This window comes from Leifsonia sp. NPDC058292 (genome assembly GCF_042880955.1).
GTDB lineage: Bacteria > Actinomycetota > Actinomycetes > Actinomycetales > Microbacteriaceae > Leifsonia.
This window is the reverse complement of record NZ_JBHVYL010000009.1, coordinates 14,622-27,220: the sequence shown is the minus strand read 5'-3', so window position 1 is coordinate 27,220 and position 12,599 is coordinate 14,622. Positions and strand designations below refer to the sequence as shown.

Below are 12,599 nucleotides of genomic sequence, written 5' to 3'. Positions count from 1 at the left end.
TCGCGGGCCTTTCGCGGGACAGCAGGATGCCGCCCGCCCGTATCCGAAACCCGCGACCTACCCGGGATACAAGGTCGATTGGCATTTGCCCCGGGGATTCCGTATGCTTATGCGTCGGTGGTCATGCGGATCGCGAAAGCAGTCCCAGGCTGTCCGGCCCCATCGTTTAGTGGCCTAGGACGCCGCCCTTTCACGGCGGTAGCACGGGTTCGAATCCCGTTGGGGTCACTGGCACAACATATAATTGAACAGCTTCACTATGAGGCCCTGTAGCGCAGTTGGTTAGCGTGCCGCCCTGTCACGGCGGAGGTCGCGGGTTCAAGTCCCGTCAGGGTCGCCACGGCGCGAAGCCCTTCCCTCATCGGAAGGGCTTCCGTCTAGAGGCCACCAAGTGGCTTCGGCTCTGTAGCTCAGTTGGTAGAGCGTTCGACTGAAAATCGAAAGGTCACCGGATCGATGCCGGTCGGAGCCACTGAAACCCTCGCCTAGCTTCTACATGGCGGGGGTTTCTTGCATCTACCGAATCCGGGTCGGCCAGAAGATCGGCTCGGCTGCGCTCGTTGCTGATGGTGTGCACGCCCGGATGGACGGGTTCACGTCGCTGACGGTGGTCTTGGGTGCGTTCGGCGCCATGCTCGGCTTCCCGCTCGCCGACCCGATTGTAGGCCTGCCTATTTCGATCGCTATCGTCGTGCTGCTGTGGGGCACGGCGAAGAGCATCGGCCGCCGTCTCATGGACGGCATTGAACCGGAGCTCGTGTCGACCGGGCGGCCTGCCGGGTCGGTCAGTTCCCCGTCCTCGTATCGTTTGCCGAGGACGATGGGGCAGGATTTCGTCGCATCGGCAGGCCGGTCGTCGCCGAGGAGCGAATTGGTGGGCCGCCGTATCGCCGTGGGCACGGGAACGAGCGGTCGTGTCGCCTTCGTCGACGCGGACGCCCTGATCAACGCCTACGGCGCGACTGTCACCGACATCAGCGCCGAGGAATCGCCTCACTGATTCCCCGGCGCCCGGGCGGACGCTACTGGCGAGATCCGATCTCGACGATCGGCGCGCTCCGCATCGCGGCCCGCGTCGCGACGGCGAGCGAGATGAGGCCGATGATGCTCAACGAGCCGATGATCGCGAAGGCGTCGACGAGCGAGACGTTCGGCAGCAGCTGTCCCGAGATGCCGAAGCTGATCCCGATCAACGGTGGCCCGGCTATAAGGACTCCGAGCACTGCGGCGAGCACTACGACCATCACAGACTCTGTGCGCATCATGGCCCGCACCTGCCTGCGTGTCGATCCGACCAGCTGCATCAATGCGAACTCCCGTCGCCGCTCCCCGGTTGCCATCACCAGGGTGTTCACGACGGCGATGGCGATGTAGCCGAGGATGACCGCCAGCGCGATCAGGTTGACGAGCGAGTTCGCACCACGCGCGGTATCGCCTGCCGCGCGGAGCTCGTCGCGATTCGCCACGCTGAATCCCGCTGCATCCAGCGCCTCCCGCACCTGCGCGGCCTGCCCAGGCTGCGTGCCCACGAGCACATAGCTGCTCAGACCGCTTGTGGTGTGGGCGAGCAACGCGGGGTTGGTCATGGTCACATCGCCGAAACCCAGGCCCCGGGTGTAGACGGCGACGACTGTCGAGGTGGCCTCGGTTCCGTCGCCGAGATGTCCACGGATTTCGTCGCCGACACCCACCCCCGCCGCTTGTGCCGCATCGGAACTCAGCGCGATGGTCCGCTCGCCGCTCAGATCCTCGAGTTTGCCGGCCACTACGCCCAAGTCCATCGTCGCAGCGGTTGCTGCCGGATCGACCCCCTGCACCGCGTACTGGTCGGACGTTGGATCGCCGAGCTGCACGAAGCTGAAGATCATCTGGCTGAGCGCCACCGGGTTGGCCGCAGTGACGCCCGGCGTCTGGGCGATCACCGTGACGGCGTCATCGGAGAGTCCGGATGCTCCGCCTGTCACCACCAGGTCGGCCGTCACCCCAGCCCGTGACTGTGCGGTTGCCTCGGCTGCCACGATCGACTGCGTACCCACCTGCACGAGGCCCAGGCCGATGCCGAGAGCCAACGGAACGATCGCCGCGGCCAGTCGACGCGAGTTGCTGCGCGCATTGGCCGACGCGAGGAACGCGGAGGGCGATCTCAGATGCCGTAGCGGTCCACCGAACACCGTGATGGCGCCGCGCACCAGGCGCGGGCCGAGCAGCCCGACGGCGACAACGAGGAACAAAGCCGCCGCGGCCGGCCCGGCGACGGCGATCGTACCGGGGACGAACAACGGAATGGCGCTTGCGAGCAGACCGATGACTCCGAGGATGACCCCGGTGATCGTGCGGCCACGCCCTACCCGGCTCGGCGTGGTCGACGCCTCCTGCAATGCTTCGATCGGGTTGATGCGCGCGGGCCGTCGTGCCGCGACCGCGGCGGCGAGTTGCGACGCCGCGACCATGACGACGACGGCGACCAGCGCAGGAATCGGGCCGAGCGTGAGGGCGAAGTCCTGCGGAATCACCCCCGCCTCCGCGAAGCCGAACCGCATCAAGACGGCAAGAAGGAAACCGGGGATCACCCCGACGAGTGCACCGGCGCCTGCGACGAGGAGCACCTCCTTGGCGATGATTCCATGAACCTGTAAGGGGGTCGATCCGATGGCTCGCATCAGAGCGAAATCCCGCCTTCGTCGCTGAATCGACAGCGACAGCGTGCTTGCGACCACGAACAAGGCGATCAGGATTGCTGTGCCGGCGAATGACGAACCGATCGCCACGAGTGTCGCTCGTGCGGCGCCCGCGTCCAGGAACTCGCCGGCCCCGCGCTCGTACCCGGTATATGTGGCGGTGCCGGGCACTTCCGCGCGAATGTCATTCGCCAAATCGCTCGGTGAGACGCCTTCACGTCCGAATACTCCGATGACGTCGGCCGAGCCGCCGCGCGGCGCCAGAGCGGATGCCGCAGAATCCGTCAGGAAGACATGCTCGGCACGACCCGGTTGGTCCTCTGAAGCGGCAGCAGCAATCCCGACGACGCGATAATCGCGGTCGATGCCGCCGTGGGCGAGCGTGATGCTCGCGCCGAGTTCCGTGCGTGCTGCGAGGTTGCTGTCGATGGCGACCTCATCCGCTGCATGGGGAGCACGCCCGTCCCTGATCTCATACGGGGTGAACGCCGCAGAACTCCAGCTGTGAGCCTCGATCAGCGATCCGTCCCATGAGAGCGGAACTGTCAGGTCCACCACGACACGCTCGGCATCCGGAAGAGCCCGAATCGCGCTGAGAGCGTCGGCGGGAAGCGGCACGCGCTCGGGGAGAGGGTACCGCGCCTTTTCCGGGGTCTCGAACGATTGTGCACCCCCCACGATCACGTCGGCGGCGGTGTAGCGTTCGGGGTCGACCCCGCCGCGTGAACCGGATTCGATCAGAACGCCGAGCCCGGTCGCCAACATGGTTGCGGTGAGCACGGCCACGAACACGCCCATGAACGTGCCCGTGTTCTCGCGGATTCCCGCCCGGGTGAGCGTGTTCACCATTTCCCCGATTCGGTCATGCGATCGACGATCTGCTGCGTCGTCGCGCCTTCCAACGAGCCGGCGAACGCGCCGTCGGCGAGAAAGATGACGCGGTCGGCGCGTGATGCGACCGCCGGGTCGTGGGTCACCATGATGATGGTCTGGGCCAGTTCGCGTGTCATCTGCGCGAGCAGCTCGAGCACCTGTCGGCCGGTTCGCGAATCGAGCGCACCGGTCGGCTCATCGGCGAACACGGCATCCGGACGCGTGATCAGGGCGCGCGCGATGGCGACCCGCTGCTGTTGACCACCGGAGAGCTCCGCCGGGCGTCGCTGTCGAAGCTCATCGAGGCCGACCGAGCGGGTGAGGCGGTCGAGCCAGCCCTTATCCACGCGCTTGTCCGCCAGAAGCAACGGCAGCGTGATGTTCTGCTCCACTGTCAGTGCGGGAAGCAGGTTGTACGCCTGGAACACGAACCCCACATGCTCACGCCGGAACTTCGCGAGCTTGTTGGCCCGCATCCGGGAGATATCGGTGTCGCCGATCCAGACAGACCCGCTCGTCGGAGTATCCAGACCCGCGGCCGTGTGCAGGAAGGTGCTCTTGCCCGAACCGGATGGTCCCATGATGGCGGTGAACGACCCCCGCGCCAGGCTGAGATCGACGCCGCGCAACGCGGTCACGGCCGATGGGCCGGTGCCGTATTTCTTGACGACCGCCTCGAGCCGTACGGCTTGGCCCATGGCCGTCGATGCGTTGTCAATTGTTCCGATCGTGGGCATGACGCGTGCTCCTTCTTGTGCTGGATCAGTGGTACGTGGGTTGTATCAATGGGCCGCCGTGGTCGACCTGTCGACGACGGCGGCCCTCACGCAGCGCTCTCAAATCACTGTGGTTCCGCCGTCGGCGACCAGCTCCATTCCGTTGACGTAACTGGAGTCGTCCGAGGCAAGGAACAACGCGACGGACGCGATCTCGTCAGGGTGGCCCATCTCTCGACGGGGGATCACTGATTCGAACGCCACCTTCATCTCGGCACTCAGCGCGTCGCCCATCATCGGCGTCGCCACCTGGCCGGGGGTCAGCACGTTCACTCGAATCCTCCTGTCCCGGAGCTCCGCCACCCATACCCGTGCGTAGGCGGGCAGCACCGCCTTGCTCGCTGCGTACACACTCCAGTCGGGGTAGCCCCGCAGCGAAGCGTTCGACCCGGTCATGAGGATCGAGCCGCCGTCGTTGAAAAGCGGCAGCGCCTTCTGGACGGTGAACAGCGTGCCGCGCGCGTTCAGCGCGAACGCCGTATCGAACTGCTCCTCGGTGATCTCGCCGAGTCTGCCCTGGTCGCCCCCTCCGGCGCTCGTCCACAGCACGTCGACCGAGCCCTTCTCCTGCTTGACCGTCTCGAACAGCCTGTCAAGATCAGCGAGGTCGGCCGAATCAGCCTGCACACCGGTGACGTTTCGGCCGATCAGCTTGACGGCTTCATCCACCGCGTCCTTCCGCCGACCGGTGATGAAGACGTGAGCTCCTTCTTCGACGAACAACTTGGCACCGGCTAACGCCATGCCACTTGTCGCGCCTGTGATCACTGCTACCTTGCCATCGAGCTTTCCCATGGTTACTTCGTCCTTCCGAGGTTGACGCCGAGGGAGATGTCGAACCCCAGACCGTTCCGGGCCAAGCCCATCTCCAGCAGGCTCGCGCTCTCCAACCAGTGCGCCATGCTCAGGTCGCCGGCGTCCCGGGGGCGAAGTCCGAGGCTTGTGATGAACGCCGACAGACTCGCCTTGGCTTGCGGGTCGTCGCCGGCAATGAACACATCCACGGGGTCGCCAGCGGCCAGGACGTGGCTGAAGAGCGTATTGAACGCCTTCACGACGTGTGTGCTCGCAGGAGCCGCCTCAGCGACCATCTGCGCGATGGACGTGTCTTCAGGGATGGCCAGGCCTGTGGAGCTCGGGTTGAAGGGATTCGTGATGTCGACGACGATCTTGCCGGCCAGTGCCTCTCCGAACTCGCTGGCCACCGACACGGCGGCTTCGAACAGCACCGCCAGGATGACGACGTCCCCACTCGGCTTCGCGCCCCACCTTCCCGTCGTAGCGCCCTTGCCGAGCGCCTGTGCCAGGGCTGCGGCCTTGTCCGGATTCCGGCTGATGATCTCGAGGGTGTTGCCGCCCTTGAGGGCCAGGGTGCCGATAGCGCTTGCCATGTTCCCCGAGCCGATGATGCTGACGCTTGTCATGAGGTGCTCCTTGTTGGTGTCTGTTTCGGTTCGCCGTGGGTACTCGCTGAGCGTTCGACTCGAACGCTAGAGTGAGGCACCCCTCCGGTTAGTGACTGGAACCGGAGGGGTGCCTCATCTATTCCGGACGATGGCAAGAATGTTGGCGCAGCGCATTCTGCTCTCGACGCTCGTGCGGCGCTGCTGCACAAACCGGAGGGCACCCTCGGTTTCGAAGGTAGAATCGGCCAGATGAGCATCAACGACGTCGTGCGCACCCGGATGCCCCGGCGACGCGACGCGCAGGAGCGCTATGACCGGCTCGTCGCCGCCGCGCGCAGTGAGTTCGCCGCCCGCGGGGTGGATGCCTCATTGGAGAGGATCGCCCGCCAGGCCGGGGTCGCCATCGGAACCCTGTACCGCCACTTCCCCACCCGCCTGCACCTTCTCCTGGCCGCCTTCGAGCCCCGCCTCCGGGAGTTCCTCGACGGGTCCGAGAAGGCTCTGGAGGTCGACGATCCGTGGGACGGCTTCGTCTCCTACCTGGAAAATCTGTTCCGCGTGCAGGCGGGCGACCGAGGCTTCAACGACTTCCTCTCCCGCCGCTTTCCCGGCAGTCCGGAAACCGAGCGCATACACGACGAGATGTGTCGACAGATCGACGACGTGCTCACCCGAGCCCAAGAAGCCGGCGTGGTACGCCCCGACATCACGCTGGCCGACATCGTGAATCTCATCTGGTCCAACGGCCGGATGATCGACGCCACCAGCGCCTCCGCGCCCAATGCATGGCAGCGCCAGCTCCACCTCATGCTCGACGCGTATCGAGCGCAAGCTGCGCATCCGCTCCCGGAGCCGCCGATGACGGACGAGCAGCTCTACGACGCCATGGTCCATCTCAGCACGGCGGATTAGACACCACGCAGCCTTGAGCTGCGCAACAGACCCAGCGCGCCACCATCCGCGAACAGGCCGCCTTCCGCTAATGTCAGCTGCGCAAACCGCTCCCCTATCAGGCGGTGGGTCTCGGCATCCGGATGCAGCGCGTCCGACAACGGCGATCGGTCCGCGTCATCCGCACCGTACAGCCGGCGGCCGTCGAGCTAGAACAGATTCGGATCGACGTCATGGCGCTCCGTAGAAGGGGCGCAACCCTGTGCCGCATCTCCCTTCGGAGGGTTCGGTCAGGACAGGAGGCGGTGAAACGCGGTGATGTCAGCCGCGAGGAGTCCGGGTTCTTCGTGCGGGGCGAAGTGGCCACCGCGGGGCATGACGGCATACCGAACGATGTTGTAGGTTCGCTCCGCCCAGCTGCGAGGCGGATGCGTCAGGTCGTGTGGGAAGACCGCGACGGCGGTGGGCACATCCACTCTCGTCACTCGGATCGTGTGCCCGGATGCGTATTCGAAATAGGGGCGGAGCGAGGTGGAGATGGAGCCGCTGAACCAGTACAGCGACGCGAGAGTCAAGAGGTAGTCGTCGCTGAAGCGGCGTGAGACGTCGCCGCCGCTGTCACTCCAGGCGCGGTGCTTCTCGAGGATCCAGGACAGCAATCCGACCGGCGAGTCCGAGAGGGCAGGGGCGAGAGTGAGCGGGCGAGTCTGCTGCTGATGCTGGTACCCGCCCTCGGCCGCCGTCCACGCCTGCACCTCGTCAAGGTACGCGCGCTCCTCGGCGGTCACCGTCGCCGCATCGACCTGGGGCGGGCCCGCGACGGCGAGGAGATGGATGCCCGCGACGGAGTCCGGATGGCTCTCGGCGAGGCGCGAGGTGATGCCCGCTCCGAGATCGCCTCCGTGCGCGGTGTATCTCTCGAAGCCCAGTTCGTCGGTCATCAGACGGTGCCAGAGCTCATGGGTCTGATCATCGAGGGTGGGCCGCTGAGGCGAGAACGGGAACCCCGGCAGGGCGGGCACGATGACCGTCACGGCGTCCGCCGCATCTCCTCCATGGATGGAGGGCGAAGCGAGACGCCTTGCGAGGTCGACGAGCTCGAGGGCTGAGCTGGGCCAGCCGTTGGTCAGAACGAGAGGAAGGCGGCCCGGCCGCTCCGCGTCGAAGCGGAGGTATGACAGCGGTGTCCCGTCCAGCGAGACGCTCGCCCAGGGTAGCGCGCGGATCTCACGCTGACGGGCGTCCCAGTCGAAGTCGTTCGCCCAACGCTCGGCCAGGCGACGCAACGTGCCCTGATCCGTCCCTGCTTCCCATCCCTCGACCGGCCAGGTCGGCGACCATCGCGTACGGCGGATCCGGCTCCGCAGGTCATCCACATCCTCGGCAGGCACCCGGATGTCGAAAAGGTTAGTCATGATTCTCCGTAGTCAGGGCCGGCACGCACTGTGCTTCCCCATCTTGCCCCGCAACGCACTGTCGCTCGATGCGCTGCTCGTCCTCAGAGCGAGGCGCGACGCAGGATCTCATGCGCGCGTTCGGCTGTCACGCCGAGCATCAACAGGCTGGTAATGGTCGCTGCACGGGCATCGAGAGTCGGATCGCCGCGCCGGTCGTCGGCGATCGCGAATACCGTCGCGTAGCTGAGGCGTGCGAGGACGTCGGGAGGTAGGTGGGTACCGATCACGCCGTCATTTTGGCCGCGCTGGATCAGGGTCGCGAGCTTTGCGTCGACGGAGCGCAACACAGCGTGGATCTCGTCGCCGTGGTCGCCGCGGCGCAGCGCCAGCAGCACGCGGTACCGGTGCGCGAGCGGCCACAGCTCCCGGACGAACCGTGCCCACGCCTCATCCGCGGACAGCCCGGGGCGATCGACGTCGGTCAACACGGCAGAGATCTCGCCCGCTGCCTGGGTCGCAAGGGCTCGCACGAGGTCGCCGCGTGCGGGGAAGTAGCCGTACACGGTCCGACGGACGACGCCGGCGGCACGAGCGATCTCGCCCATCCCTGAATTCGGATGCTGTCCGAGCAGGTCGCGCGCGACGTCGAGGATCCGGGTCCTGGTCTCCTGCATTGCCCGCTCACGAGCCGCATCCAACGCCATAAGCCCATGGTTGCACATAGTTGTGCAACCGAGTAGGGTCCAGAGTGTTCCGTTGCACATGTATGTGCATTGAGACCCCATGCTTCAGACACCCCAGGAGGTTCCCGCGTGACCACTCAACCGCCTGACACTGCCACACCCGTTCGGACCTTCTCTGTCGCCATCCCGGACGACGACATCCGCGACCTCCGGGACCGGCTCCGGCGGACTCGCTGGCCGAATCCGGAAACGGTCGCCGACTGGTCCCAGGGGGTGCGGTCGGATCACGCCAGGGCGCTGGTCGACCATTGGGAGCACGACTACGACTGGCGCCGCTTCGAGACAGCACTCAATCGTCACCCGCAGTTCCTCACGGAAATCGACGGCCTCGACATCCACTTCATCCACGTACGATCTCCCCACCCCGACGCCATGCCGCTGCTCCTGACCCATGGTTGGCCGGGCTCGGTGATCGACTTCCTGCGGATGATCGACCCACTCACCGATCCCGTCGCTCACGGCGGCCGGGCCGAGGACGCATTCGACGTCGTGATCCCGTCGCTGCCCGGTTTCGGGTTCTCCGGCAAGCCGACGGGTATCGGATGGAACGTGGATCGGATTGCCGCAGCGTGGACAGAGTTGATGCGCCGGCTCGGGTACACCCGCTGGGCGGCGCACGGCGGCGACTGGGGTTCCGTGGTGACGACCATGCTCGCGAAGGCGCAGCCTGACGGTTTGCTCGGTATCCATCTCAACACGCCGTACGCATTCCCCGAGGAGATCCCCAAGAAGCTGTCCCCGGAGGAGCAGCACGCTATGGACACCCTTACCCTGTACGGCGGCGTGCTTGGCGGATCGAACCACCTGCAGGGCACGAAGCCGGAAACACCGGGGTTCGCGCTGGCCGACTCGCCCGCCGGTCAGGCTGCCTGGATCTACGAAAAGTTCCAGTCCAAGACGGACAATGCAGGCTTTGCGGAGGATGCGATCCCCCTTGAGACAATCCTCGATACCATCTCGCTCTACTGGTTCACCAACTCGGCGGCATCCTCAGCGCGCATCTACTGGGAGAACCGTGCGGCAACGATGGCCGGTCCGGCACTGACGCTCCCGGTCGCCGTCACAGTCTTCCCGAAGGACATCCCGCTGCTTCCACGGAGCTGGATCGAGGACAAGTACACCAACCTCATCCACTACGCCGAGGCCGACAAGGGCGGACACTTCGCCGCCCTTGAACAGCCTGAGATCTTGGTCGACGAGATCCGGGTCGGCCTCCGGTCATTGCGAGGGGCACTGCAGACCGGGTCGTGACGGTCGAGCGTCACTTCACGCCGAGCTCGGCGCCTGCGCAGGGCTTCGCCCGTCCATGCGACATAGCGCCAGGCGCGCAGGATGTACATCGCATTAGAAGTGAAGAGCCGTCGCAGAGTGCGGGATCGGGAAACGGCCATCTCTGAGAATCAGACCACGAACAGACGTACCCGTCGGCATCCAACGAGGTGTTCGGCAGGCTGTCCGCCTGAGCTTGGCGACCCGGCGTCCAGTCCACGATGCGACCGCACCAGCCCGCTCAATCCGGGGCGTGCTTGGTGCAGCGGAAGCTGGGTTGCGAATTGTCAGCTGTCCGTTGCCCCGCGCACGGCGTGGCTGGACAGCCAGGAATGGAACCGGTCGATCGTGGCCGTCGCTGCCGGCGCCTCTGGCCGATTCAGATGCCCATGCTCCGTGTCCGCCTCCACGAAATACTCGTGCTGGACGCCGTGCGCGGCGAGCGATGCGACAAAATCTTCCGCCGATGCGCGAAGCATGTCGACCGTGCTCCCAGCGATCAGGATGGGCGGCAGTCCGCTCGGATCGGCGGCGCCGGGAACCGCGGCATAGAGCGCCGGCCCGGCGTCCGCATCCAGCGCAGGCAGAAAGCGGGCGTACATCGCTTTCACGTAGCCGGGAGCGTTCCGGCGCTCCACTGGAATCGTCTGCAGGTGCGCGGCCAGCTCGTCCGATGGTTCCGGTTGGACGGAGTGCAGAGTCGGGTAAGCCAGGATCACGGTCTTCGGGACTTCCGCGCTCACTGCGCTGGGGTCCTTGTCCCTGAGACGCAGCGCCGCTCCTGCGGCGAGGTTGCCTCCCGCGCTGGCCCCACCAAGGTGTACCGTGCCTGTGATGTTCAGTTCAGAGCGGTGGTCGAGCACCCAAGCCCACGCGGCGAGGACGTCGTTCGATGGGACGGGATAGCGCACGGTGTCCGTCACCAGCCGGTAGTCGACCGTGACGACGGGGTGCCCGCGTTCGGCCAGCGCCGTCCCGACCCAGTGCGCTTCCGGCATGTCGAGATCGCCGCCGGAGAACCCGCCTCCGTGCAGCCAGACGAGCGCGGGCGGGGGCGCGTCCCCCTCCGCAGCACCGGATGCCGTGGGCGCGTAGAGCCGCGCGCCGATCGGTCCGGACGGGCCGGGGATGACGAGTTGGGTGATCGATCCGAGCATGGAGCGCCTTTCACTGGAATGGAACGATTCAATAGGGGTGACCGACATAGCGGCCGGGGGCGACCTCGAGCTGCGCGCGCCCGCCCCAGACAATGCCGCAGTTCTCGCCGGATGCGCGTGCGACGCTGCAACGACCCGGTACTCGGGCTGCTTCTGTCCCGTGCGGACGAGCGGCACCACCCACGACAGGCGCGGCCGATCGGTGGTGACGATTCTGAGTGGCCGGTCGCTGGGCGATGACGGGGAGAGGCCGTCCGCTCGAAGGGTGGTCGGGGCCGGTGAGGCTTCCGGGTCGATCGTGTCATCGGTGTGGTCCGTCACAAGCCTCGTCCTTTCCCCCGGGCTGGGTGCGGTCGTCCGACGGTGCTCTCCCGTTCGATGAGGTCGGGTTGGAGCATCACGGTCCGATGGATGTGCGCCGCAGGCGGGGACGTGATCTCCTCGATGAGGAGGCGAGCCGACTCACGGCCGATGTCGTATCCGCGCATACTGACGGTGGTCAGCGGAACGGAGCCACCCCAGGCACCGGAGTTGTAGTCGCAGCCCATGACCGCGATGTCACCGGGAACCGCGATCCCGCGCCGATAGAGCTCCTCGATAGCGCCGGCGCCCACGAGATCGGTGACGGCAATCACGCCGTCCGGTCGAGTGTCGGGTGGCCGCTCGGCCAGTGTGATGCCCGCCTTTCGTCCACCGGCCTCGTTGAGGTCGCTCGTCGAGAGCTCTTCGAGGCTGATGCGCCCTGCTTCCTCCTCGATCGCCCTCCTAGCTCCTGCACGGCGAAGGTGAACGGGTTGCAGGTCGTCGCTGCCGCCGACAAAGGCGATCCTGGTGCGTCCCAGATCCAACAGGTGACGTGCGGCCAGGTAGCCGACGAGTTCGTTGTCGACCAAGACAGTGCAGGCGTCCTGCACGTCAGAGACGTAGTTGATGACGACGACGGGACGGCCCCGTCGGCGCACCCGTTCGATGCTGGCCTGCGAGTCCTGCATGGGCGCCAGGAGCATCCCGTCGACGCGTGCGCCGTCCAGGAAGGCGAGGTTCTTGTTCTGGGTCTCGAAGTCGTTGTCGGCATTGGCGAGCAGCAGGTTGAGCCCTGCTTCCGCCGCAGCCTCCTGGGCGCCTCGCGCGATGTCGACGAACAGCGTGTTGCTGATGTCGATCAGCGACAGTCCGATCGCCTGGGAGGTCCCCTGTGCGAGGTTGCGCGCATTGGTGTTGCGGACAAATCCGAGCGTCTCGATCGCGTCGACAACCCGCGTCAGCGTATGCGGCGCGACCTTCCTCGGGTTGTTGAGCACGTTCGAGACCGTCCCGACAGACACGGCCGCCAGGCGGGCGACGTCGGTGATCCCGGGAACCCTTCCGCCGACACGTGAGCTCATGACGTCATCACGGCCTCCGCATCA

General features: G+C 66.2%; 10 protein-coding genes, 3 tRNA genes and 1 pseudogene. 6 read left to right on the top strand and 8 right to left on the bottom strand.

Annotation, left to right across the window (positions count from 1 at the left end):
* The first annotated feature begins 155 nt into the window (after positions 1-155).
* From ACFVWR_RS07385 to ACFVWR_RS07370, 4 genes and pseudogenes are all read left to right on the top strand, one after another.
* A tRNA-Glu gene (locus ACFVWR_RS07385) sits at positions 156-228 on the top strand.
* Positions 229-263: 35 nt separating this feature from the next.
* A tRNA-Asp gene (locus tag ACFVWR_RS07380) sits at positions 264-340 on the top strand.
* Between the two features lie 59 nt (positions 341-399).
* Positions 400-472 (top strand) — tRNA-Phe (locus ACFVWR_RS07375).
* 24 nt (positions 473-496) lie between these two features.
* Positions 497-778: pseudogene (locus ACFVWR_RS07370) on the top strand (cation transporter); the annotation flags it as partial.
* 244 nt (positions 779-1,022) lie between these two features.
* Here the strand turns inward: ACFVWR_RS07370 and ACFVWR_RS07365 are convergent.
* From ACFVWR_RS07365 to ACFVWR_RS07350, 4 genes are all read right to left on the bottom strand, one after another.
* Positions 1,023-3,527 (bottom strand): ABC transporter permease, encoded by a 2,505-nt coding sequence (locus ACFVWR_RS07365; protein WP_387209598.1) that lies wholly within the window; start codon positions 3,525-3,527, stop codon positions 1,023-1,025.
* On the bottom strand, positions 3,521-4,288 hold the full coding sequence (locus tag ACFVWR_RS07360; protein WP_387209596.1) for an ABC transporter ATP-binding protein: 768 nt from the start codon (positions 4,286-4,288) through the stop codon (positions 3,521-3,523). Before ACFVWR_RS07360 ends, ACFVWR_RS07365 begins: the two co-directional genes overlap by 7 nt.
* A 99-nt stretch (positions 4,289-4,387) precedes the next feature.
* Positions 4,388-5,122, bottom strand: coding sequence for an SDR family NAD(P)-dependent oxidoreductase (locus tag ACFVWR_RS07355; RefSeq protein WP_387209594.1), 735 nt, complete (start codon positions 5,120-5,122; stop codon positions 4,388-4,390).
* A 2-nt stretch (positions 5,123-5,124) separates the two neighbouring features.
* Complete coding sequence (locus ACFVWR_RS07350; RefSeq protein WP_387209592.1) at positions 5,125-5,751, bottom strand: NADPH-dependent F420 reductase; 627 nt, start codon at positions 5,749-5,751, stop codon at positions 5,125-5,127.
* Positions 5,752-5,982: 231 nt separating this feature from the next.
* Between ACFVWR_RS07350 and ACFVWR_RS07345 the strand changes: the two genes are divergently transcribed.
* Positions 5,983-6,645, top strand: a complete 663-nt coding sequence (locus ACFVWR_RS07345) for a TetR/AcrR family transcriptional regulator (protein WP_387209590.1) — start codon at positions 5,983-5,985, stop codon at positions 6,643-6,645.
* Between the two features lie 269 nt (positions 6,646-6,914).
* Here ACFVWR_RS07345 and ACFVWR_RS07340 read toward each other — a convergent pair whose 3' ends face one another.
* Both ACFVWR_RS07340 and ACFVWR_RS07335 read right to left on the bottom strand, forming a co-directional pair.
* Positions 6,915-8,039, bottom strand: a complete 1,125-nt coding sequence (locus tag ACFVWR_RS07340; protein ID WP_387209588.1) for an epoxide hydrolase family protein — start codon at positions 8,037-8,039, stop codon at positions 6,915-6,917.
* Between the two features lie 83 nt (positions 8,040-8,122).
* On the bottom strand, positions 8,123-8,725 hold the full coding sequence (locus tag ACFVWR_RS07335) for a TetR/AcrR family transcriptional regulator (RefSeq protein ID WP_387209586.1): 603 nt from the start codon (positions 8,723-8,725) through the stop codon (positions 8,123-8,125).
* A 108-nt stretch (positions 8,726-8,833) separates the two neighbouring features.
* On the opposite strand from ACFVWR_RS07335, the gene ACFVWR_RS07330 reads away from it, so the two are divergent.
* The gene (locus ACFVWR_RS07330; RefSeq protein ID WP_387209584.1) at positions 8,834-10,015 is read left to right on the top strand and encodes an epoxide hydrolase family protein; all 1,182 of its coding nucleotides are present in this window, start codon (positions 8,834-8,836) and stop codon (positions 10,013-10,015) included.
* Positions 10,016-10,320: 305 nt separating this feature from the next.
* Here ACFVWR_RS07330 and ACFVWR_RS07325 read toward each other — a convergent pair whose 3' ends face one another.
* Together ACFVWR_RS07325 and ACFVWR_RS07320 are read right to left on the bottom strand one after the other, a co-directional pair.
* Positions 10,321-11,190, bottom strand: coding sequence for an alpha/beta hydrolase (locus ACFVWR_RS07325; RefSeq protein ID WP_387209582.1), 870 nt, complete (start codon positions 11,188-11,190; stop codon positions 10,321-10,323).
* Positions 11,191-11,507: 317 nt separating this feature from the next.
* Complete coding sequence (locus ACFVWR_RS07320) at positions 11,508-12,575, bottom strand: LacI family DNA-binding transcriptional regulator (RefSeq protein WP_387209580.1); 1,068 nt, start codon at positions 12,573-12,575, stop codon at positions 11,508-11,510.
* Positions 12,576-12,599: the final 24 nt, after the last annotated feature.